A 22,891-nucleotide genomic window follows, 5' to 3' on the forward strand; every position below is an offset into this window, starting at 1 on the left:
AGCGTAATGTTGAGTGTAAACCCTTAGCGCAGTGAAGCATTTATTAGCTGAACTACTGACCGCCAGGAGTGGATGAAAAATCCGCATGACCCCGTCGTTGACAACCGCCCCGCTCACCCTTTATTTATAAATGTACTACCTGCGCTAGCGCAGGCCAGAAGAGGCGCGTTGCCCAAGTAACGGTGTTGGAGGAGCCAGTCCTGTGATAACACCTGAGGGGGTGCATCGCCGAGGTGATTGAACGGCTGGCCACGTTCATCATCGGCTACAGGGGCTGAATCCCCTGGGTTGTCACCAGAAGCGTTCGCAGTCGGGCGTTTCGCAAGTGGTGGAGCACTTCTGGGTGAAAATAGTAGCGAAGTATCGCTCTGCGCCCACCCGTCTTCCGCTCTTCCCTTGTGCCAAGGCTGAAAATGGATCCCCTGACACGAGGTAGTTATGTCTGAAATTGTTGTCTCCAAATTTGGCGGTACCAGCGTAGCTGATTTTGACGCCATGAACCGCAGCGCTGATATTGTGCTTTCTGATGCCAACGTGCGTTTAGTAGTCCTCTCGGCTTCTGCTGGTATCACTAATCTGCTGGTCGCTTTAGCGGAAGGGCTGGAACCTGGCGAGCGATTCGAAAAACTCGACGCTATTCGCAACATCCAGTTTGCCATTCTGGAACGTCTGCGTTACCCGAACGTTATCCGTGAAGAGATTGAACGTCTGCTGGAGAACATTACTGTTCTGGCAGAAGCGGCGGCGCTGGCAACGTCTCCGGCGCTGACAGATGAGCTGGTCAGCCACGGCGAGCTGATGTCGACCCTGCTGTTTGTCGAAATCCTGCGCGAACGCGATGTTCAGGCACAGTGGTTTGATGTACGTAAAGTGATGCGTACCAACGACCGATTTGGTCGTGCAGAGCCAGATGTAGCCGCGCTGGCGGAACTGGCCGCGCTGCAGCTGCTCCCACGCCTCAATGACGGCTTAGTGATCACCCAGGGATTTATCGGTAGCGAAAATAAAGGTCGTACAACGACGCTTGGCCGTGGAGGCAGCGATTATACGGCAGCCTTGCTGGCGGAGGCTTTACACGCATCTCGTGTTGATATCTGGACCGACGTCCCGGGCATCTACACCACCGATCCACGCGTAGTTTCCGCAGCAAAACGCATTGATGAAATCGCGTTTGCCGAAGCGGCAGAGATGGCAACTTTTGGTGCAAAAGTACTGCATCCGGCAACGTTGCTACCCGCAGTACGCAGCGATATCCCGGTCTTTGTCGGCTCCAGCAAAGACCCACGCGCAGGTGGTACGCTGGTGTGCAATAAAACTGAAAATCCGCCGCTGTTCCGCGCGCTGGCGCTTCGTCGCAATCAGACTCTGCTCACTTTGCACAGCCTGAATATGCTGCATTCTCGCGGCTTCCTCGCGGAAGTTTTCGGCATCCTCGCGCGGCATAATATTTCGGTAGACTTAATCACCACGTCAGAAGTGAGCGTGGCATTAACCCTTGATACCACCGGTTCAACCTCCACTGGCGATACGTTGCTGACGCAATCTCTGCTGATGGAGCTTTCCGCACTGTGCCGGGTGGAAGTAGAAGAAGGTCTGGCGCTGGTCGCGTTGATTGGCAATGACCTGTCAAAAGCCTGCGGCGTTGGCAAAGAGGTATTCGGCGTACTGGAACCGTTCAACATTCGCATGATTTGTTACGGCGCATCCAGCCATAACCTGTGCTTCCTGGTGCCCGGCGAAGATGCCGAGCAGGTGGTGCAGAAGCTGCATTTTAATTTGTTTGAGTAATATTTCCCTACTGGCGTATAACGCTCACCGATTGTTATACGCCATCCTCACTGAAAACATAGATTAAATAATATCTGAAAAGCAAAATCACTCCTGTAGAACAGTATTATAATCACCGAAAAATATCATTTAACAGGAGTGTTAATGGCTACTTTAATGGAAAAAGATGCACTTTTAAACGGAGCCAGTCAGTGCATCGCGTTTTTATCAAATATCATTGATAATTGCTCAGTTTCGTCGCATCAGGATTCAGGCGATGCTCTCAAGCGATTAGTCAGCTATCGCGATTATCTTTATTCTACCCCCGCTGAACTTGTTGATTTTACACAAGGTAAGATTCTCCTTCAGCAGGTAAGAACTCAATATCAGCATGAATTCAACAATACTACGCATTCAGAAAATAAAGCATCTTTTGATTCTATTTGGCAGCGTCTGACAAATCATGAAGTCACACCGCAACAGCATCCCATTGGTTTTGTTTTAGGTGGGCAACCCGGAGCAGGTAAATCATCTCTGATTGAATTAGCCAAAAGAGAGACAAAAGATAATATAATGATTATTAACGGTGATGATTTTCGATTTCTACACCCTGATTTTAATTATATCTACCAAAATTATGGGGATGATTTTGTTACCCATACAGCGAAATTTTCCGGCGAAACGGTCGAACGTGCAATTGAGAGAGCGATAGTCAGTAAACTCAACATTGTTGTCGAAGGAACATTTCGTAATGCCGCGACGCCGTTACAAACATTAAAAAAACTCAAAGATGCAGGCTACCAAACAGAAGTCATGATAAAAACAACCTCAGCGGCATTAAGCTGGGAAAGCACCAATGAACGGTATAGTAAGGACAAAGAGGCGGGAAATATTGCCCGAAAAGTGGATAAAAACCACCATGATATCGTCACCGGTTTGCTGGCAGAAAATGCCCGCAAGGTGTTTGCTTCGAACCTGTCAGATAAGTTTGCGGTGTATTCGCGTGAGAAGATGATATTTAGTTCACAAGCGGCAACGAATGACGATATTGCAACACTTATACAGAATGAAATCAGCGGGAATACACAATAATAATAAGAGCTGATGGCGTGAAATAACGCCGGGCATCACGCCCGGCGCATTACCGTCTGGTACATTAAGCTATCCAGTTCCTTAACGTCCCCTTCTCTGCTATCCGGTAACAGCGGTGGAATTTCCCCACGCGCCAGTTCCGCACGAATAAACGCATGTAACAATGGACGGCGCGGACCATATTCCGCTTCTCCTGCGCGCTGTTTACGTTCCAGTAATTCGTCTATTTCTGCACGTAACGGCGCATCAAGTTCGCTTCCCGCCAGTAGCTCAGCAAAGCGCATTGGCGGTACGCCTTTTCCCGCTTCAACCCAACGCACGGCCAGCAGCGGACGCAGCACGTAAAAGTATTTTTTCAGCCGCACTTCGTCGCCTTGTAAATAACCGCGAAAGTTTTTCCGCGCCATCGAATAATAATGCCAACGCGCACGCAGCGGAGAAAACCACTTCGGCACCATTGCCTTAAGCGCCGTTATCGTTTCTTCATCTTGTTGATAGACCACAGGAGAATCCAGCCATTCTATCAGCGTCGGATTCGCACCTTTCAATAATCCCAGCGCCTTGCGCCACTCCCAGCCTGAAACATCTAACTCGTCGTCAATAGGCAACTCAATAACATCGCGCGGCGCCTCTACTCGCAGATACCATTCCAGCGGGTGAACATACAAAAACCGTACATCGTAGTCGCTGTCGGGCGAGGCAAATCCCCAGCCGCGGCTCCCTGATTCACAGGCGTACAGTACTTTCACATCATACCGCCGTTCAATTTCTCTTAACTGCTGCGATACCCTTTCTCGCATCGCAGCACTGACTCCATTTAATGGCATGTTACTCACCCTTTGATATTAACCAACCCATGCAGAACCTGATCCAGACCGCCAAATACAGAGATGTTATCGATCCGTTCAGCCACTCTCTCCAGCGTTTCCAGTTCTTTTAAGCGTAACGCTACCGGGTTGTTTTCCATGACTTTAGCGGTATTGAGTAACGAACGCGTCGCTGCCGTTTCTTCACGTCGGCGAATCACATTGGCCTGCGCGGATTTCTCCGCCTCAACCAGCTGCGCAAGGATATTTTTCATATCGCCAGGCAGGACGATATCTTTCACCCCTAACGAGGCAATCTCCATACCAAATGGCAACATGCGCGATTTCACCTGTTCGCTGACAACGTCATCAATGACCTGTTTATCTTCCAGCAATTCATCCAACGTACGCGTACCTACCGCTTCACGCAGGGCAAATTGCAATTCCCGATACAAATGATCAATCGGCTTCGTTAACTGACTAAATGCCAGCAACACGTCGCTGTAGCGCCAGTTAGCGGCGAGGTTAATCCGCAGATTGACCTTATCTTTCGTTAAGATTTCTTGCCCGCTGACTTCCAGTACCTGCAAGCGGGTGTCAACCACTTCAGCGTCAACCAGATGGTTAATTTTCCAGTATGCGGTCAGCCCCGGCGGTAACAGCGCCTGCGTTTCACCATCGATTTTCAGCACGCCTACATGCCAGGCCGGAACCTGCACCGTTAGTATTGCATCGCGGCCTTTAACTGCCCCTTTGCGCCGTGGTTGCAATACCGCATTCATCACCTCCGTTTGTACCTGGACTTGCTGCGTATTCATCCGCACCAGTGTCAAATCATCCTCTACACGCCAGTACAAACGGCGCGTTGATGGCGGCAGGATCTCCTGCAAAATACCGTCCATATACAACGCCCCGGCTTCAATCTCCGACAAGTCTGCCACCAGGCAATATTTCTCCACCCAATCAGGCTGAAAGCGGCGCAAATAATCCGCCAGCACGTCGGGAACTTCGCTGCCATCGAGCGTAATCAGCAAGACTTCTGGCGTATTTAACCAGGGTAAAAGATGCTCGCCTGCATGTAGCACTTTGTAGTAATCGCCGTTTCTGGAGAGTAATGCCAGCTGATCTTTTCTTACGCTTATTTTTTTAATCATTATCTATTCCTTGCTTAACAGCCGTCGCGGAAGCAGACACGAAGCGACAGAGGAATTCCCTTTTGCCTGTTACCCGGCATCTTTATCGGCGACGTTATCGGGGATCGCTGACTGCGCAATCCCTCACTTTTTATTTAATAAGTTAAAACCAGTATTCATTTCAGGAATGAATGTGGGAATCGAACCCATAATTGGCGTCAAAGGCTGACGGAACACGCCCGGAAAACAGCCTGGCCGTTCCTGGTGTGCCGACGGGGTTTGACCCCCTTTGTAATTCAGTTTCAACGCGTACGAGATATTGCGAGAAGCGTGCCAGAATTGAGAAAAAATTATTAACCAAATGAAAAATAAAGATTTAATAAATTATTTTTGTTTGTAGAGGGAAAACTTTTCGCTAAATTTGTATCTGTATTTATCGTCAATTATCAAGAAAGATAAATATTTAAGAAGAGAACAAAGGAATATTATCAGTTCAGCTCGCAAACGAATTCCCGTACACTGAACTCTCTGGCTCACTGAGGGCACCATCATGGCACTCCCCCGTATTACCCAAAAAGAGATGACTGAACGCGAGCAGCGTGAACTTAAAACACTGCTGGATCGGGCGCGGATTGCGCATGGTCGCGTACTGACCAACTCCGAAACCAACAGCATTAAGAAAGAGTACATCGATAAATTAATGGTCGAGCGTGAGGCTGAAGCGAAAAAAGCCCGCCAGTTGAAGAAAAAGCAGGCTTATAAACCGGATCCTGAAGCGTCATTTAGCTGGTCAGCAAATACGTCGACGCGCGGCAGGCGCTGATTAGCGCCCCTTCTTTTTACGCCCCGGAGAGGTAAAACGCTTACCGTTGGACGCCGGGCGACCGCCTTTTTCCGCCGTTTTTTCCATCTTAACGACTGGACGTTTGATGCCCGCTGTTTTCGGTTTGGCCTTCACTTTAGGTTTTGCCTCGGAAGAGGAATTTTCGATGAGCTTAAAGAGGTCGATTAACTCATCATCAGTTAAATCGCGCCACTCACCCAGCGGAATGCCGCTTAAGCTGACGTTCATAATGCGCGTACGTTCCAGCTTTTTCACTTCATAGCCGAAATGCTCGCACATGCGCCGGATCTGACGGTTCAGCCCCTGCACCAGGGTAATGCGGAAGACAAACGGCGCTTCTTTTTTGACTTTGCACTTTTTCGTCACCGTCCCGAGGATCGGCACCCCCGCCCCCATACCACGAATAAATTCATCGGTAATCGGTTTATCGACCGTCACCAGATACTCTTTCTCATGATCGTTACCCGCACGGAGGATCTTATTCACCAGATCGCCGTGATTGGTGAGGAAAATCAGCCCCTGGGAGTCTTTATCCAGGCGGCCAATCGGGAACACGCGTTTGCTGTGGTTAACGAAATCGACAATGTTATCGCGCTCGCCATCTTCGGTGGTGCTGACAATACCGACGGGCTTGTTCAGGGCGATAAGTACCAAATCTTCGGCTTCCCGAGGCTCAATCAACTGACCGTTTACTTTCACAACGTCGCCGGGTTTCACCTGATCGCCAATGGTGGCTCGCTTGCCATTAAGGAACACATTGCCTTGCTCGATATAGCGATCCGCTTCGCGGCGTGAGCAAATTCCGCTTTCGCTGATGTATTTATTTAAACGGACTGATGAGTCGGGCAGCATAAATTCTCCTGTAAAAAACGGAATATACCGTACCTTTGGGTTGATAAAAAATAGTCATGAGCGAACTATTTGTTATTTCCATTGGCTTGAATTCGTTACCTGCTCAAATCACTTTCCAGAAGCAATGTGCGACATCGTGAGCCATGTCAGTAAGTGGTTAAATTCGCAGTGGTAGCATGCCTCCCGTGATTTCTTACTAACCGGAGAAGTAATGGAACTGCTTTTATTGAGTAACTCGACGCTGCCGGGTAAAGCCTGGCTGGAACATGCACTGCCGCTAATTGCTGAACAGTTGCAGGGTCGCCGCTCAGCGGTGTTTATCCCTTTCGCTGGCGTAACGCAGACCTGGGATGATTACACAGCGAAAACGGCTGCGGTTCTCGCTCCGCTGGGTGTTTCTGTCACCGGTATTCATAGCGTTGTCGATCCCGTTGCCGCGATTGAAAATGCTGAGATCGTGATTGTCGGCGGCGGGAATACTTTCCAGTTGCTGAAACAGTGCCGCGAGCGCGGGCTGCTGGCACCAATTACTGACGTGGTTAAACGTGGCGCTCTGTATATTGGCTGGAGCGCAGGCGCTAACCTTGCTTGCCCAACCATTCGTACCACCAACGATATGCCGATTGTCGATCCGCAAGGTTTCGATGCGCTAAATCTGTTCCCGTTGCAAATCAACCCGCACTTCACCAACGCGCTGCCGGAAGGCCATAAAGGTGAAACCCGTGAGCAGCGTATTCGCGAACTGCTGGTCGTCGCGCCAGAACTGACGATTATTGGTCTACCGGAAGGTAACTGGATCACAGTGAGTAAAGGTCACGCTACGCTGGGTGGCCCGAACACCACTTATGTGTTTAAGGCTGGTGAAGAAGCGGTGCCGCTAGAAGCTGGTCACCGTTTTTAAGTGAATTGCCGGATGCATGATCCGGCATCTTGTTCATAGTGCCTGATGCGACGCTTGACGCGTCTTATCAGGCCTACAGGATTCACAATATTAATACTCGTCCCGTCCTTCATCTTCATCCGGCTGTTCCAGCACACTGTAAGCCACCGAACAAAATAGCGAGTTCAGGCGCTGCATATCTCCCAGTAAGCCTAAATGTAGCGAACTGGTTTCAATGCTCTGCACGTTTTGCTGATGCAGGCGATCGACGTGGGCGTGGGAATAGCGGCGATTAAGAATGCGAAAACGATGTTTGCTGCGACGCAAACGACGAGCGCTGGTGACATCGCCAGAGAAGAACACCGACATTGCCAGTTTTAAATTACTGAGCAATTGCTCATAGAGCGCATCCAGTTCCTTCAAGCCATCAAGCGAAAATGCCCGCCGTGCTGCCAGCGATTTATCGGCAATTTCGCTGCCCATGCGCTCGACGATATCGGAGGCCTGTTCAAGGTTGAGCGACATTTCGATGATCTCCGCCCAGCGGCGCGACTCTTCCTCCGCCAACTCTTCTTTTGGCATCCGCGCCAGATACAGCTTAATGGCGGTGTAGAGAACGTTGATATCATCTGCCAGCTTACGCAGCTCTTTCTCCTGCCGTGGCTCGCCGTGCATCACTTTATTTAGCCCTTCCATCATCTGTTCCATGGCGTCGCCAATGCGCAGGGTTTCGCGCGCGGCGTTCGCCAGAGCAAGCGTGGGCGTATCCAGCGCGCTGACATCCAGATGTTTGGGCCGTAGCTGGGTATCCAGTTCCGGTTCATCGCGAATAATCGTTTTGCAAAACCGTGCCATCGGGTCAACAAATGGCAGCATGACCAGGCAACGTACAAGGTTGTAGAAGACGTGGAAATAGATCACCAGTTCCGCTTTTGGCAATGACAACTTCCCCATTGTCTCTGCCAGCAAATGGACAAACGGCAGGATAATCAGGCTACCCACCAGCTTAAACAGCAAACTACCCAGCGCGACACGGCGGGCTGCGGCATTGGCGGCACTGTTGTTGAGCATCGCCAGCAGGCCGGAACCGAGGTTAGCACCAATCACCAGACAGAGCGCCACGGGGAAGGAGATAATGCCTGCGGCGGTCAGAGTCGCAGTCAGCAGTACAGCAGCAAGGCTGGAGTAGCTGATAATGGCGAACATCGCGCCAATCAGCGCATCCAGCAGAATATCGCCGGTCAGCGAGGCAAAGATCACCTGAACGCCGTTTGCCTGGGTGATCGGCGTTACGGCCTGCACAATCAACTCCAGCGCCAGCAAAATCAGCCCAAGACCAATACCGACGCGGCCCAGTTGCCCGGCGCGTGACTGTTTGCGTCCGAGGAAAAAAATCACGCCGATAAAAATAAGTAACGGTGACAGCCAGGATAAGTCGAAGGTGAGAATACGCGCCATTAGCGCCGTCCCGACATCTGCACCCAGCACAATGACCAGAGCCGGTGCGAGGGCTACCAGATCCTGAGCGACAAACGAGGTCACCAGCATGGTGGTGGCATTACTGCTCTGCACCAGTGCGGTAACGCCGATCCCCGCGCAAAAGGCGAGCGGCTTTTTTTCGACGCTCCGGCTAAGGACAGTACGCAAACGCGCGCCGAAGACGCGCATTACGCCGGTTCGAACAATATGAGTCCCCCAGACCAGCAGGGCGACGGCAGAAAGCAGGTGAAGCAGCGTTAACACGAGTTCAGGTTCTCCTTATCGTTATATGTGCCTGAAGCAATTGAATGACCAAAGGACCGGAAACACGCTGACTGGCATCTTTACTGTGCCTTTTGACATTCGTTTTTCCGGCTAAGATTATTCCAGCCTGTTTCCAGTATAAGTGTTTCATATTAATAAAGAGACAGGGCACTCATTGAGCGCCCTGTTTGTTGTAAGGAAAAGTGACAGATTTGTGAATCAGTCCGCGTCATACCCCAGATTCGGTGCCAGCCAGCGCTCAACTTCGGTAACGCTCATACCTTTACGGCGGGCATAATCTTCAACCTGATCGCGCTGAATTTGTGCTACAGCGTAGTACTTGCTGTCCGGGTGGCTGAAGTACCAACCCGAAACCGATGCACCGGGCCACATGGCGAAAGATTCTGTGAGTTTCATGCCAGTGTGTTTTTCCACTTCCAGCAGCTCCCAGATGGTGGCTTTTTCCGTATGTTCCGGGCAGGCCGGATAGCCCGGTGCCGGACGGATGCCCTGGTAGTTTTCGCGGATCAGTTCTTCGTTGCTGAGGTTCTCGTTCGGCGCATAGCCCCAGTAGACTTTACGCACACGCTCATGGAGATACTCCGCAAAGGCTTCCGCCAGACGGTCGGCAAGCGCTTTCACCATGATTTTGTTGTAATCATCGTGCTGCGCTTCAAAGGCATCAGCCAGTGCGTCCTCTTCCAGCCCGCCAGTCACGGCAAATGCGCCGATGTAATCTGCTTTACCAGAAAGCTTCGGCGCAACGAAGTCAGCGAGACAGTAGTTAGCGAATCCCGTTTTTTCGGTCTGTTGACGCAGATGGTGGCTGACGTTGATCACATGGGTGCGCGTTTCGTCACGGTAGATTTCAATGTCATCGCCCACACGGTTTGCCGGGAACAGGCCCACCACGCCACGCGGATTCAGCGTTTTCTCGGCGCTTAATTTATCCAGCATGTCGTTGGCGTCTTTAAACAGCCGCTGCGCCTCAACGCCCACCACTTCATCTTCCAGAATGCGCGGATACTTCCCGGCCAGCGACCAGGTCATAAAGAACGGTGTCCAGTCGATGTAATTACGCAGAGTTTCGATGCTGGCTTCAACTTCCTGCACGCCGAGACGGTGCGCCACCGGCGGCGTGTAAGCCTGCCAGTCAAAAGCGAAATCGTTATCGCGCGCCGCTTCCAGCGTGACCGGTGGTGTGCGCGGTTTCTTACGCCCGTGCTGAATACGTACGGTTTCGTACTCCTTGCGGGTACGAGCGACAAAATCATCACGCTGAGTATCGGAAAGCAGCGCCGCCACCACACCAACGGTGCGCGATGCGTTCTGTACATACACCGTCGGGCCGCTGTAGTTCTGCTCAATTTTCACCGCCGTGTGCGCTTTTGAGGTCGTCGCGCCGCCAATCAATAGCGGGATGGTGAAGCCCTGACGCTCCATCTCTTTCGCCACGTTAACCATCTCGTCCAGCGACGGCGTGATAAGCCCCGAAAGTCCAATCAGATCAGCATTCACTTCTTTAGCGGTACGGAGAATTTTTTCCGCAGGCACCATAACGCCGAGATCGACAATTTCGTAGTTGTTACATTGCAGCACCACGCCAACGATATTTTTACCGATGTCGTGGACATCGCCTTTCACGGTGGCGATCACCATCTTGCCGTTGGTTTTACCCTGCTCTTTGCTGGCTTCAATAAACGGTTCGAGATACGCCACTGCCTGTTTCATGACGCGCGCCGATTTGACCACCTGTGGCAGGAACATTTTCCCTTCGCCAAACAGATCGCCGACCACGTTCATACCGTCCATCAGCGGGCCTTCAATCACTTCAATCGGGCGCGTAGCCTGCTGGCGGGCTTCTTCGGTATCCTGCTCGATAAACTCGGTAATGCCTTTAACCAGCGAGTATTCCAGACGTTTATTCACTTCCCACGAGCGCCACTCCGCCTGCTGGGCGTTAGCGGTGTCGTCGGTTTTGCTGCCGCGATATTTCTCGGCAAGCTCCAGTAAACGCTCAGTGCCATCGTCGCGACGGTTAAGAATCACATCTTCCACCGCGTCGCGCAGTTCAGCGGGTAGGTCGTCGTAAATCGCCAGTTGCCCGGCGTTGACGATCCCCATATCCATGCCATTGCGAATAGCGTAGTAGAGGAACACCGCGTGAATGGCTTCGCGCACCGGATCGTTGCCACGGAATGAGAAAGAAACGTTAGATACACCGCCGGAAATCAGCGCGTGCGGCAGTTCGCGTTTGATATCTTCACACGCGCCGATAAAGTCCTGCGCGTAGTTGTTGTGCTCTTCAATGCCGGTTGCGACCGCGAAGATGTTCGGGTCGAAGATGATATCTTCTGGCGGGAAGCCAACCTCTTCGGTGAGGATTTTGTACGCCCGACGGCAAATCTCGATTTTCCGTGCGCGGGTATCGGCCTGTCCCTGTTCGTCAAAGGCCATTACCACCACTGCCGCACCGTAACGACGCAAGAGCTTCGCGTGATGGATAAAGGCGTCGACGCCCTCTTTCATCGAGATAGAGTTAACAATGCCTTTGCCCTGGATACACTTCAGACCTTTTTCAATGACATCCCATTTTGAGGAGTCGATCATAATCGGCACGCGAGCGATATCCGGTTCACCGGCAATCAGATTGAGAAAACGCACCATCGCCGCTTCGGCGTCGAGCATCCCTTCATCCATGTTGATATCGATAATCTGCGCACCGTTTTCCACCTGCTGGCGGGCCACATCCAGTGCCTCGCTGTATTTCTCTTCTTTGATCAGGCGCTTGAACTTAGCGGAACCGGTGACGTTGGTGCGTTCACCCACGTTCACAAACAGGCTATCTTCGCCAATGTTCAGCGGCTCCAGGCCGGACAAACGGCAGGCTACGGGGATTTCCGGCAGTTTGCGCGGCGCTAATCCTTCTACTGCACGACTCATCGCTGCAATATGTTGTGGCGTGGTGCCACAGCAGCCGCCGACGATATTGAGAAAACCCGCTTGCGCCCATTCACGTATCTGTTTTGCCATCGTGTCGGCGTCGAGATCGTACTCACCAAAGGCGTTGGGTAGCCCGGCGTTCGGGTGCGCGGTGACGTAGCATTCCGCAATCCGTGACAGCTCCTGCACGTACTGGCGCAGTTCATCGGGCCCCAGCGCACAGTTCAGGCCAAAGGTCAGAGCTTCGGCGTGGCGCAATGAGTTGTAAAATGCTTCGGTGGTCTGCCCGGAGAGCGTGCGCCCGGAGGCGTCGGTGATGGTGCCGGAGATCATAATCGGCAGCTCAACGCCCAGCGCTTCAAACTCCGTTTTCACCGCAAAAACCGCCGCTTTGGCGTTAAGGGTGTCGAAAACGGTTTCAATCAGGATCAGATCCGCGCCACCTTCCACCAGCGCTTTGGTGGACTCTCGATAAGCCGCCACCAGCCCGTCAAAAGTGATATTACGAAATGCCGGATCATTTACGTCCGGAGAAATAGACGCCGTGCGGTTGGTCGGGCCGAGAACACCGGCAACGTAGCGCGGTTTCTCCGGCGTGCGCGCGGTCCACTCATCAGCACAAGCTCGCGCCAGTTTCGCCGCCGCAAAGTTGATTTCCGCCGACAGGGATTCCATCTGGTAATCCGCCATCGCAATGGTCGTGGAGTTGAAGGTGTTGGTTTCGATGATATCCGCGCCCGCTTCAAAGTAGGCGTTGTGGATAGCGGCGATCACTTCCGGTTTGCTGAGCACCAGCAGGTCGTTGTTGCCTTTGAGATCGCATGGCCAGTCGGCAAAGCGTTCACCACGAAAATCGGCTTCGTTCAGTCGATAGCTCTGGATCATGGTGCCCATACCGCCGTCCAGCACCAGAATACGTTCATTTAACTGCGCACGCAGTTGTTCCACTTTGCTGCTCACACTTGCTCCCGACACGCTCAACCCAGATTTAATAAAAATTCAACAAACCATACTGGCATAAACGCATCTGTGGTAAAAGCGACCACCACGCAACATGAGATTTGTTCAACATTAACTCATCGGATCAGTTCAGCAACTATTGCATTAGCTAACAATAAAAATGAAAATGATTTCCACGATACAGAAAAAGGAGGCTGTCATGGTCGCACCCATTCCCGCGAAACGCGGCAGAAAACCCGCCGTTGCCACCGCACCAGCGACTGGACAGGTTCAGTCTTTAACGCGTGGCCTGAAATTACTGGAGTGGATTGCCGAATCCAATGGCAGTGTGGCACTCACAGAGCTGGCGCAACAAGCCGGGTTACCCAATTCCACGACCCACCGCCTGCTAACCACGATGCAACAGCAGGGTTTCGTGCGTCAGGTCGGCGAACTGGGACATTGGGCAATCGGCGCACATGCCTTTATGGTCGGCAGCAGCTTTCTCCAGAGCCGTAATTTGTTAGCGATTGTTCACCCTATCCTGCGCAATTTAATGGAAGAGTCTGGCGAAACGGTCAATATGGCGGTGCTTGATCAAAGCGATCACGAAGCGATTATTATCGACCAGGTACAGTGTACGCATCTGATGCGAATGTCCGCGCCTATCGGCGGTAAATTGCCGATGCACGCTTCCGGTGCGGGTAAAGCCTTTTTAGCCCAACTGAGCGAAGAACAGGTGACGAAGCTGCTGCACCGCAAAGGGTTACATGCCTATACCCACGCAACGCTGGTGTCTCCTGTGCATTTAAAAGAAGATCTCGCCCAAACGCGCAAACGGGGTTATTCATTTGACGATGAGGAACATGCACTGGGGCTACGTTGCCTTGCAGCGTGTATTTTCGATGAGCACCGCGAACCGTTTGCCGCAATTTCAATTTCCGGACCGATTTCACGCATTACCGATGACCGCGTGACCGAGTTTGGCGCGATGGTGATTAAAGCGGCGAAGGAAGTGACGCTGGCGTACGGTGGAATGCGCTGACTTTTTCTGGCGGGCAGAGGCAATATTCTGCCCATCATACCTGAGTGGCAATAGAATAAGGGTGTCTGTTAATCGCATTGACGCCAAAATAACTTAATGTCATACACTTCACACACTTTTATTAACTCAGCATTATTTTTAAACATCAAACCACTTAATCATTAACAAAATCGCAAGATCTCATTCCACCGAAACTTTTACGGCTGCATTATGAGATTGAGCGATTTATGATATTTCTTTACTTGTAATCATATTAAATTTTTTCACTGTTCTGATAGTTAAAATTCAAGACATCAATAAACAATGAGATATTTAAATGATTACTCGTATCCCTCGTAGTTCTTTCTCTGCAAATATTAATAATACAGCCCAGACAAATGAACACCAAACCCTGAGTGAATTGTTTTATAAAGAACTCGAGGATAAATTTTCTGGCAAGGAGCTGGCGACGCCTCTATTAAAAAGCTTCTCAGAGAACTGTAGACAAAATGGTCGTCATATCTTTAGCAACAAGGATTTTGTCATTAAATTTTCCACGTCCGTCTTACAAGCTGATAAGAAAGAAATTACGATAATTAATAAAAACGAAAACACGACACTTACTCAAACCATTGCCCCAATATTTGAAGAATACCTAATGGAAATTTTACCTCAACGCTCAGACACTCTTGATAAACAAGAATTAAACCTAAAATCAGATAGAAAAGAAAAAGAATTCCCAAGAATTAAACTTAATGGTCAATGTTATTTTCCGGGGCGACCCCAAAACCGTATAGTATGCCGACACATTGCTGCACAATATATTAATGATATTTATCAGAATGTTGATTACAAACCCCATCAAGATGATTACTCTTCAGCTGAAAAATTTCTCACGCACTTCAACAAAAAATGCAAAAACCAGACTTTGGCGTTGGTTTCCAGCCGTCCTGAGGGGCGTTGCGTTGCTGCCTGCGGTGATTTCGGGCTAGTTATGAAAGCATATTTTGACAAGATGGAATCAAATGGCATCAGTGTTATGGCAGCCATATTACTGGTGGATAACCATGCTTTGACGGTCCGGCTAAGAATAAAGAACACAACTGAAGGATGTACCCATTACGTGGTTTCGGTTTATGATCCTAATGTAACTAACGATAAAATAAGAATTATGAGCGAAAGCAAAGAGGATATTAAACACTATTCTCTGATGGATTTTATGAATGTAGATTATAGCCTCCTGAAATGGTCAAATGATCATGTTATTAACCAATCTGTTGCAATAATTCCAGCACTTCCGAAAGAACAGCTATTGATGTTAAAAGGATCTGTGGATGAAATAACCCCTCCATTATCACCAGCAACGATGAATTTGCTAATGGCAATTGGTCAGAATCACCAACTTACGCAACTGATGATTCAGCTCCAGAAAATGCCAGAACTACATAGAACAGAAATGTTGACTGCCTATAATAGTGGACATATGAACGTTATTAATACTATTTTTAACGCATTACCCACTCTGTTTAATACGTTTAAATTCGATAAAAAAAATATGAAGCCCCTCCTCCTGGCAAATAATTCTAATGAATATCCCGGTTTGTTTTCAGCGATACAGCATAAACAACAAAATGTTGTAGAGACGGTTTATCTTGCTTTATCTGACCATGCACGCCTGTTTGGATTTACCGCTGAAGATATTATGGATTTTTGGCAACACAAAGCGCCACAAAAATACTCTGCCTTTGAGTTGGCTTTTGAATTTGGTCACCGGGTTATTGCTGAATTAATCCTTAATACATTAAATAAGATGGCTGAAAGCTTTGGCTTTACGGATAACCCTCGATACATTGCGGAGAAAAATTATATGGAAGCTTTACTCAAAAAAGCATCTCCCCATACCGTACGCTAAATCTTTGCCTGCGCCGATACGCATAAACATCTTCCACATGCCCTTCACGTATGCGGTTTTGTAGTGCGCGCCAGTAATCAGCGCGGAACAGGTCGGCGTGCATCTCTTCAAACAGCGGACCAATACGCGGGTCGGCGCATAGCCAGTGGCGAAACTCTTCCGGGAAAACATCGCCCGGCGAGACGCTGTACCACGGTTCGCTGGCAAGTTCGTCTTCCGGATAGCGCGGCGGCGGGATGTCGCGGAAATTCACTTCCGTCATGTAGCAAATTTCATCGTAATCATAAAAAACCACACGCCCGTGACGGGTGACACCGAAGTTTTTAAACAGCATGTCGCCAGGAAAAATGTTAGCAGCGGCAAGCTGGCGAATAGCGTTACCGTATTCTTCAATGGCGTCGCGCAACTGCTGACCTTCCACTTGTTCCAGCCAGATATTGAGCGGCACCATCCGCCGCTCGATATAGAGATGGCGAATTACAATCTGCTCACCAAGATCGGTGATTTTTTCCGCTGCTTCCTGGAGCAGTAATTCCATTAATGCCGGGGAAATATGCCGCTTCTCCAGCACAAAGTTTTCAAACTCCTGGGTGTCCGCCATTCGGCCCACACGGTCGTGCTCTTTCACCAGTTGATAGCAGGCACGAACGTGAGCGGCAGACATCTCTTTCTGCGGCGCGAACTTGTCTTTGATGACTTTGAATACCCGATCAAAGCCCGGCAGCGTAAATACCAACATCACCATTCCACGAATACCCGGCGCTTCAATGAACTGCTCATTACAGCCCTGTAGATAAACGAGATATTCGCGGTAGCTTTCGGTTTTGGCGTGCTTCTGGCAGCCGATAGCCATATACAATTCAGCAGTGGTTTTACCTGGCAGAATTTCCCGTAGCCACTCGACCAGCGCTGCGGGCAGCGGTGCATAAACCATAAAATAAGAACGCGCAAAGCCAAAAACAATGCTCGCTTCAGCGGTCGTCGTCAGGCAGGTATCAATAAATAACTCGCCGTCGTCCGTCTGGTGGATCGGCAGTAAGAAGGGCAACGTGCCGGAAGGCGTGATCAGTTTGCCCACCAGCCAGGCGGCTTTATTGCGGTAAAACAGTTCGTTCGCCACCTGTAAATGACTTTCCGCGAGGTTGTCTGTCCCCAGCGTTTCCGTCAGATGGCGAATGATGTAATGAATGTCACGGCTTTTATTCTGCCAGCGCAGGCGCAGCGGCAGGTCGCTGATAACGCGCATCAGTAGAGATTCCCAGCCGTGATCGGGGTGAAAGTCTTTCGCCAGCGGGCGGGGAATGGTACGAAAGCGGCGCTCTGGCTGAGAGCTAAAGATAAAAAGCCGCTCGGGAGTAAGCGAGCGGTGGTCAAATAACCGACAGTACACGGAGTTAAAAAAGCTCTCCGCAATCTCGAAGCGCGGGTAATCCGGCAACAGCCGCGTGTAATGCTCTTTAACGCGCAGTAAAAATGCCGCGTCCGTACTTTGGCCGTTAGTAATGCAGCGCAGTTGCTCCACGACCAGACCAACGTGATGATCGTAAAGATGGATACGGTTTTTCATCGCCTGCTGGACAGCATGCCAGTCGGCCTGTTCGAAACGCTGCTGCGCCCCGGAAGTCACTTCGAGGAATCGACCATACTGAGCGTCGAAGCCTTGCAAAATGGTTTGAGCAATCAGTAATTCCAGGCCACGCGGCATTTAGCGCCCTCATCAGGAGCAGAGAATTGCCGGATGCGGCGTAAACGCCTTATCCAGCCTACGTTCGGCAACGGTTGTAGGCATGATAAGACGCGCAAGCGTCGCATCAGGCATCGTGCACCGATTGCCGGATGCGGCGTAAATGCCTTATCCGGCCTACGTTCGGCAACGGCTGTAGGCATGATAAGACGCGCAAGCGTCGCATCAGGCATCGTGCACCGATTGCCGGATGCGGCGTGAACGCCTTATCCGGCCTACAGTCAGCAACGGTTGTTGTTGCTTAGAACTGCGATTCTTCAGTGGAGCCGGTCAGCGCGGTGACTGAAGACGTGCCGCCCTGAATAATAGTCGTCACTTTATCGAAGTAACCTGTACCCACTTCCTGCTGGTGAGATACGAAGGTATAGCCATCTTTCGCGGCGGCAAATTCCGGCTGCTGCACTTTCTCAACGTAGTGCTTCATACCCTCGCCCTGGGCATAGGCGTTTGCCAGGTCAAACATGTTGAACCACATGCTGTGGATACCTGCCAGGGTGATGAACTGGAACTTGTAGCCCATATCCGACAGCTGCTGCTGGAAGCTGGCAATAGTTTTGTCGTCGAGGTTTTTCTGCCAGTTGAACGACGGCGAGCAGTTATAAGCCAGCAGTTTGCCCGGATATTTCGCGTGGATAGCTTGTGCAAAGCGACGCGCCAGTTCCAGATCCGGCGTGGAGGTTTCACACCAGACCAGGTCAGCATATGGCGCATACGCCAGGCCACGGCTGATCGCTTGCTCAATGCCCGCATGAGTACGGAAGAAGCCTTCACTGGTACGCTCGCCAGTAATAAATTCACTGTCATACGGGTCGCAATCGGAGGTAATCAGATCCGCCGCATCGGCATCGGTACGAGCAACCAGCAGGGTTGGAACGCCCGTCACGTCAGCTGCAAGACGCGCCGCGACCAGTTTCTGAATAGCTTCCTGAGTTGGCACCAAAACTTTGCCGCCCATGTGACCGCATTTCTTCACTGACGCCAGCTGATCTTCGAAGTGAACTGCCGCTGCACCGGCTTCAATCATCGCTTTCATCAGTTCAAAGGCATTCAGGACACCGCCAAAACCGGCTTCCGCATCGGCAACGATCGGCAGGAAGTAATCGACATAGCGCGGATCGCCCGGCTCAATGCCTGCGGACCATTGGATCTGATCGGCACGACGGAAGGTGTTGTTGATCCGCTCCACCACAGCTGGCACCGAGTTTGCCGGATAGAGCGACTGATCCGGATACATGCTGGCCGCCAGGTTAGCGTCCGCCGCTACCTGCCATCCCGACAGATAGACTGCTTCAATACCCGCTTTCGCCTGTTGCAGCGCCTGACCGCCAGTCAGTGCACCGAGGCTGTTGATGTAGCCTTTTTTCGACTCGCCATGCAGCAGACGCCACATTTTCGCCGCGCCCAGTTGCGCCAGGGTGCATTCAGGATTGACTGAACCGCGTAATTTCACCACATCTTCCGCGCTGTATGGGCGAGTAATGCCTTCCCAACGCGGTTGAGTCCACTCTTTCTGTAATTCTTCAATTTGTTGTGTACGGGTTTTCATGTGCAGATGCTCCATAGTTATGTGGTGGTTTACGCTAACAGGCGGTAGCCTGGCAGGGTCAGGAAATCAATTAACTCATCGGAAGTGGTGATCTGTTCCATCAAGCGTGCGGCATCGTCAAAACGCCCCTGGGAGAAACGTTCTTCGCCCAGTTCGCTGGCAATGACTTTCATCTCTTCACCCAGCATCTGGCGGAACAAGGCTTTGGTCACCGGTTTGCCATTGCTCAACGTTTTTTGATGATGGATCCACTGCCAGATTGAGGTACGGGAAATTTCAGCCGTCGCCGCATCTTCCATCAGGCCATAAATCGGCACGCAGCCGTTGCCGGAGATCCATGCTTCGATGTACTGCACTGCCACGCGAATGTTGGCGCGCATACCTTCTTCGGTGCGTTCACCATCACAAGGTGCCAGCAGCTGATCGGCAGTAATCGGCGCGTCTTGTTCGCGCATCACTTCAAGCTGATTTTTACGGGAGCCGAGAATGTCGTTGAATACCGCCATTGCCGTATCCGCAAGGCCTGGGTGAGCAATCCATGTGCCATCGTGACCGTTATTGGCTTCCAGCGCTTTATCCGCTTTTACTTTGTTGAGCACCTGGTTATTGCGCTCTTCATCTTTGCTCGGAATAAACGCTGCCATGCCGCCCATCGCAAAAGCACCGCGTTTATGGCAGGTTTTAATCAACAGGCGTGAGTAAGCATTCAGGAATGGTTTATCCATCGTCACTGCCTGTCTGTCTGGCAGGACGCGATCGGGATAGTTTTTCAACGTTTTGATATAGCTGAAGATGTAATCCCAACGACCGCAGTTCAGACCAACAATATGGTCACGCAGCGCGTGAAGGATTTCATCCATCTGGAACACGGCGGGCAGCGTTTCAATCAGCAACGTCGCCTTGATGGTGCCGCGCGGCAGATTAAAGCGATCTTCTGCATAGCTGAAGACTTCGCTCCACCAGGCCGCTTCCTGCCAGGACTGGGTTTTCGGCAGATAGAAATAGGGACCGCTGCCCTTTGCCAACAGTGCCTGATAGTTGTGGAAGAAATAGAGCGCAAAATCAAACAGGCTACCGGGGATTGCCTCACCACGCCAGGTGACATGTTTTTCCGGCAAGTGCAGACCGCGTACCCGACAAATCAAAACCGCTGGATTGGGCTTGAGCTGATAAATTTTGCCTGCTTCATTGGTATAGCTGATGGTGGCGTTAACCGCATCGCGCAGGTTAATTTGCCCGTCGATCACTTTGTTCCAGTCTGGTGCCAGTGAATCTTCGAAATCGGCCATAAAGACTTTCACATTGGCGTTCAGTGCGTTGATCACCATCTTGCGCTCAACCGGGCCAGTTATCTCGACTCGACGATCTTGTAAGTCCGCGGGAATACCACGAATTTTCCAGTCCGTATCGCGAATGGAAGCTGTTTCCGAAATAAAATCAGGCAACGTTCCGTTATCAATATCTTGCTGCTGCTGAATGCGCGCTGCCAGAAGTTTATTGCGTTGTGGCGTAAAATGCGTCACCAGCTCAGTCAGAAATTCTACCGCTTCGGCAGTAAGAATTTGCTTCTCCTGCTCGCCATACGGCCTTATGAAAGCCAGTTCATCGGTTGTTGTTGCCTGTTCAGTCATCGTGCAGCTCCTCGTCATGGATCCGAAAACTTCCCCACTGTGAACGAAGGATCGTTGTGCGCTTTTCGTTCAGCACAACTAAGACTACTCATTTAAAATGCAAAATCAAAAACAATTTCCATTTTAATTAAAAATACTTGATAACTTATTGATAACAATATGAATAAAATTTATTCACCTCCTGAGGTGCGTTTCGGAAATAAAAAAGGCACCCGAAGGTGCCTGAGGTAAGGTGCTGAATCGCTTAACGATCGACTATCACAGAAGATTAATCCAGCGTTGGATTCATGTGCCGTAGATCGTATGGCGTGATCTGATAGACGTAATAGTTGAGCCAGTTGGTAAACAGCAAATTACCGTGACTACGCCAGCTCGCTCGCGGTGTATTTTGCGGATCATTGTGCGGGAAATAGTTATACGGTACTTCCGGGCCTAGTCCGGCTTCCACATCGCGGAAATATTCCTGCGCCAGCGTTTGCGCATCATATTCGGGATGGCCCGTCACAAAGGCAATGCGCTTATCTTTGCTGGCAAACAGATATGCATCCCCTTCTTCCGTCTCTGCCAGAATTTCCAGATCGGTGTAATCACGAATCAACGCTGCCGGAAAGTCAGCATAGCGCGAATGTGGTGCCAGGAATGAATCATCAAAGCCACGCGTCAGAAGCGCATGAGGATGGAGAATATGATGCTCGTAAACGCCAGAGAGTTTGTCGGTGCGAGTTTGCTTAGGAATGCCGTAGAGGATATTGAGCGCGGCCTGTACCGCCCAGCAGACAAACAGCGTCGAGGTGACGTGATCTTTCGACCACTCCAGCACCTGTTTGATCTGCGGCCAGTAAGCGACATCATTAAACTCCACCAGGCCCAGCGGCGCACCGGTTACAATCAGACCGTCAAAGTTCTGTTCCTGAATATCTTCAAAGTTACAGTAGAAGTTGTTCAGATGCTCTGCGGGCGTGTTGCGCGATTCACGGGAATCGATGCGCAACAGCTGAATATCGACCTGCAAAGGTGAGTTTGAAAGCAGGCGCAGAAACTGATTTTCAGTTTCAATCTTCTTCGGCATCAGGTTAAGGATCAGAACCTTAAGTGGACGAATTTCCTGACCAGACGCACGAGAAGTTGTCATCACAAAGACGTTTTCTTCACGCAAGAAATTGACGGCGGGTAGCTCGTCCGGCACACGAATAGGCATAACCTGATTACCTCACTACATACGCTTATACGTTTAGACATCCAGATAGCTGAAGATAACCAGAAAATTTGCCAATGTCGAGCCTGCATGTTGAAGGTGAGAAAGTTTCAAGGAAAAGGCTACGTTAGAATATAAGAATGACGAAAAGGAGAGAAAATGGTTATTAGTATTCGCCGCTCACAGCATGAGGAAGGGGAGGAACTCGTTGCGATTTGGTGTCGATCTGTCGATGCCACCCACGATTTTTTATCAGCAGAGTATCGGGCCGAGCTGGAAGAGCTGGTTCGTTCCTTTCTGCCGGAAGCACCGTTGTGGGTCGCGGTTAATGAACGGGATCAGCCGGTTGGGTTTATGTTGTTAAGTGGGCAGCATATGGATGCGCTGTTTATCGATCCTGATGTGCGCGGCTGCGGCGTGGGTCGGATGCTGGTGGAGCATGCGCTCTCGATGGCACCGGAACTGACAACCAACGTTAATGAGCAAAATGAGCAGGCGGTTGGGTTCTATAAGAAGGTGGGTTTTAAGGTTACGGGACGCTCTGAGGTGGACGATTTGGGGAAACCGTATCCGTTGCTGAATCTGGCGTATGTGGGGGAATAAGCCGCCCCTGCCGTGCCTGCCCAGGCTGGAGAAGACGCGCCAGCGTCGCATCCGACCTTTTTCTGCACCAGCGCAAAAAGGCCCAGTCTTCCGACTGGGCCTTCTGCTTAATTTGATGCCTGGCAGTTCCCTACTCTCGCATGGGGAGACCCCACACTACCATCGGCGCTACGGCGTTTCACTTCTGAGTTCGGCATGGGGTCAGGTGGGACCACCGCGCTACGGCCGCCAGGCAAA

Annotated in this window: 16 protein-coding genes, 1 rRNA gene and 1 riboswitch; of the genes, 7 read left to right on the forward strand and 10 right to left on the reverse strand. The window is 50.8% G+C overall.

Features of this window, described 5'->3' with window-relative positions; genetic code table 11:
* The first annotated feature begins 150 nt into the window (after positions 1-150).
* Positions 151-347: riboswitch (Lysine riboswitch) on the forward strand.
* Between the two features lie 91 nt (positions 348-438).
* Together lysC and ACJHXA_RS10985 are read left to right on the forward strand one after the other, a co-directional pair.
* On the forward strand, positions 439-1,788 hold the full coding sequence (gene lysC / locus ACJHXA_RS10980) for a lysine-sensitive aspartokinase 3 (protein WP_001290316.1): 1,350 nt from the start codon (positions 439-441) through the stop codon (positions 1,786-1,788).
* 144 nt (positions 1,789-1,932) lie between these two features.
* A complete protein-coding gene (locus ACJHXA_RS10985; protein ID WP_000212693.1) occupies positions 1,933-2,859 on the forward strand; it encodes a zeta toxin family protein in 927 nt (308 codons plus the stop codon).
* 35 nt (positions 2,860-2,894) lie between these two features.
* Here the strand turns inward: ACJHXA_RS10985 and ACJHXA_RS10990 are convergent, their stop codons facing one another.
* Together ACJHXA_RS10990 and ACJHXA_RS10995 are read right to left on the reverse strand one after the other, a co-directional pair.
* Positions 2,895-3,686: a DNA polymerase beta superfamily protein gene (locus tag ACJHXA_RS10990; protein WP_001130548.1), complete on the reverse strand. Its 792-nt coding sequence runs from the start codon at positions 3,684-3,686 to the stop codon at positions 2,895-2,897.
* Between the two features lie 5 nt (positions 3,687-3,691).
* On the reverse strand, positions 3,692-4,819 hold the full coding sequence (locus ACJHXA_RS10995) for a slipin family protein (protein ID WP_000592033.1): 1,128 nt from the start codon (positions 4,817-4,819) through the stop codon (positions 3,692-3,694).
* Positions 4,820-5,348: 529 nt separating this feature from the next.
* Here ACJHXA_RS10995 and ACJHXA_RS11000 point away from each other — a divergent pair.
* Positions 5,349-5,621, forward strand: coding sequence for a DUF3811 domain-containing protein (locus ACJHXA_RS11000; RefSeq protein WP_001207638.1), 273 nt, complete (start codon positions 5,349-5,351; stop codon positions 5,619-5,621).
* Here ACJHXA_RS11000 and rluF read toward each other — a convergent pair whose 3' ends face one another.
* Complete coding sequence (gene rluF, locus ACJHXA_RS11005) at positions 5,622-6,494, reverse strand: 23S rRNA pseudouridine(2604) synthase RluF (RefSeq protein ID WP_000936370.1); 873 nt, start codon at positions 6,492-6,494, stop codon at positions 5,622-5,624.
* A 211-nt stretch (positions 6,495-6,705) separates the two neighbouring features.
* Between rluF and pepE the strand changes: the two genes are divergently transcribed.
* Positions 6,706-7,395, forward strand: a complete 690-nt coding sequence (gene pepE, locus ACJHXA_RS11010; protein ID WP_000421763.1) for a dipeptidase PepE — start codon at positions 6,706-6,708, stop codon at positions 7,393-7,395.
* A gap of 90 nt (positions 7,396-7,485) precedes the next feature.
* On the opposite strand, the gene ACJHXA_RS11015 is transcribed toward pepE, so the two are convergent.
* Positions 7,486-9,117 carry a Na/Pi cotransporter family protein gene (locus tag ACJHXA_RS11015; protein WP_000956830.1) on the reverse strand — a complete coding sequence of 544 codons (1,632 nt, stop codon included), beginning with the start codon at positions 9,115-9,117 and terminating at the stop codon, positions 7,486-7,488.
* A 219-nt stretch (positions 9,118-9,336) separates the two neighbouring features.
* Positions 9,337-13,020: a methionine synthase gene (gene metH, locus ACJHXA_RS11020; protein ID WP_000096011.1), complete on the reverse strand. Its 3,684-nt coding sequence runs from the start codon at positions 13,018-13,020 to the stop codon at positions 9,337-9,339.
* 199 nt (positions 13,021-13,219) lie between these two features.
* Here metH and iclR point away from each other — a divergent pair, with 199 nt between their 5' ends.
* Together iclR and ACJHXA_RS11030 are read left to right on the forward strand one after the other, a co-directional pair.
* Positions 13,220-14,044 carry a glyoxylate bypass operon transcriptional repressor IclR gene (iclR, locus tag ACJHXA_RS11025; protein ID WP_000226403.1) on the forward strand — a complete coding sequence of 275 codons (825 nt, stop codon included), beginning with the start codon at positions 13,220-13,222 and terminating at the stop codon, positions 14,042-14,044.
* Positions 14,045-14,360: 316 nt separating this feature from the next.
* Complete coding sequence (locus ACJHXA_RS11030; RefSeq protein ID WP_000632888.1) at positions 14,361-15,935, forward strand: ShET2/EspL2 family type III secretion system effector toxin; 1,575 nt, start codon at positions 14,361-14,363, stop codon at positions 15,933-15,935.
* On the opposite strand, the gene aceK is transcribed toward ACJHXA_RS11030, so the two are convergent.
* From aceK to metA, 4 genes are all read right to left on the reverse strand, one after another.
* Complete coding sequence (aceK, locus tag ACJHXA_RS11035; RefSeq protein ID WP_001137214.1) at positions 15,904-17,640, reverse strand: bifunctional isocitrate dehydrogenase kinase/phosphatase; 1,737 nt, start codon at positions 17,638-17,640, stop codon at positions 15,904-15,906. The two genes, ACJHXA_RS11030 and aceK, sit on opposite strands and share 32 nt — an antisense overlap.
* Before the next feature lie 280 nt (positions 17,641-17,920).
* A complete protein-coding gene (gene aceA, locus ACJHXA_RS11040) occupies positions 17,921-19,225 on the reverse strand; it encodes an isocitrate lyase (RefSeq protein WP_000857856.1) in 1,305 nt (434 codons plus the stop codon).
* Between the two features lie 29 nt (positions 19,226-19,254).
* The gene (aceB, locus tag ACJHXA_RS11045) at positions 19,255-20,856 is read right to left on the reverse strand and encodes a malate synthase A (RefSeq protein ID WP_000138873.1); all 1,602 of its coding nucleotides are present in this window, start codon (positions 20,854-20,856) and stop codon (positions 19,255-19,257) included.
* A gap of 268 nt (positions 20,857-21,124) precedes the next feature.
* On the reverse strand, positions 21,125-22,054 hold the full coding sequence (gene metA, locus ACJHXA_RS11050; RefSeq protein WP_001122789.1) for a homoserine O-succinyltransferase: 930 nt from the start codon (positions 22,052-22,054) through the stop codon (positions 21,125-21,127).
* A gap of 156 nt (positions 22,055-22,210) precedes the next feature.
* Here metA and ACJHXA_RS11055 point away from each other — a divergent pair, with 156 nt between their 5' ends.
* On the forward strand, positions 22,211-22,654 hold the full coding sequence (locus ACJHXA_RS11055) for an acetyltransferase (RefSeq protein WP_000236960.1): 444 nt from the start codon (positions 22,211-22,213) through the stop codon (positions 22,652-22,654).
* 117 nt (positions 22,655-22,771) lie between these two features.
* Here ACJHXA_RS11055 and rrf read toward each other — a convergent pair.
* Positions 22,772-22,887: ribosomal RNA gene (gene rrf, locus ACJHXA_RS11060) — 5S ribosomal RNA — on the reverse strand.
* Between the last annotated feature and the right edge of the window lie 4 nt (positions 22,888-22,891).

It is taken from the genome of Escherichia sp. WS33 (genome assembly GCF_046486385.1).
GTDB lineage: Bacteria > Pseudomonadota > Gammaproteobacteria > Enterobacterales > Enterobacteriaceae > ECMA0423.

Excerpts from the sequence above, each read along its gene's own strand:
- lysC (WP_001290316.1), top strand. The coding sequence starts at position 439 with ATGTCTGAAATTGTTGTCTCCAAATTTGGCGGTACCAGCGTAGCTGAT.
- ACJHXA_RS10985 (WP_000212693.1), top strand. The coding sequence starts at position 1,933 with ATGGCTACTTTAATGGAAAAAGATGCACTTTTAAACGGAGCCAGTCAG.
- ACJHXA_RS10990 (WP_001130548.1), bottom strand. The coding sequence starts at position 3,686 with ATGCCATTAAATGGAGTCAGTGCTGCGATGCGAGAAAGGGTATCGCAG.
- ACJHXA_RS10995 (WP_000592033.1), bottom strand. The coding sequence starts at position 4,819 with ATGATTAAAAAAATAAGCGTAAGAAAAGATCAGCTGGCATTACTCTCC.
- ACJHXA_RS11000 (WP_001207638.1), top strand. The coding sequence starts at position 5,349 with ATGGCACTCCCCCGTATTACCCAAAAAGAGATGACTGAACGCGAGCAG.
- rluF (WP_000936370.1), bottom strand. The coding sequence starts at position 6,494 with ATGCTGCCCGACTCATCAGTCCGTTTAAATAAATACATCAGCGAAAGC.
- pepE (WP_000421763.1), top strand. The coding sequence starts at position 6,706 with ATGGAACTGCTTTTATTGAGTAACTCGACGCTGCCGGGTAAAGCCTGG.
- iclR (WP_000226403.1), top strand. The coding sequence starts at position 13,220 with ATGGTCGCACCCATTCCCGCGAAACGCGGCAGAAAACCCGCCGTTGCC.
- ACJHXA_RS11030 (WP_000632888.1), top strand. The coding sequence starts at position 14,361 with ATGATTACTCGTATCCCTCGTAGTTCTTTCTCTGCAAATATTAATAAT.
- aceK (WP_001137214.1), bottom strand. The coding sequence starts at position 17,640 with ATGCCGCGTGGCCTGGAATTACTGATTGCTCAAACCATTTTGCAAGGC.
- aceA (WP_000857856.1), bottom strand. The coding sequence starts at position 19,225 with ATGAAAACCCGTACACAACAAATTGAAGAATTACAGAAAGAGTGGACT.
- aceB (WP_000138873.1), bottom strand. The coding sequence starts at position 20,856 with ATGACTGAACAGGCAACAACAACCGATGAACTGGCTTTCATAAGGCCG.
- metA (WP_001122789.1), bottom strand. The coding sequence starts at position 22,054 with ATGCCTATTCGTGTGCCGGACGAGCTACCCGCCGTCAATTTCTTGCGT.
- ACJHXA_RS11055 (WP_000236960.1), top strand. The coding sequence starts at position 22,211 with ATGGTTATTAGTATTCGCCGCTCACAGCATGAGGAAGGGGAGGAACTC.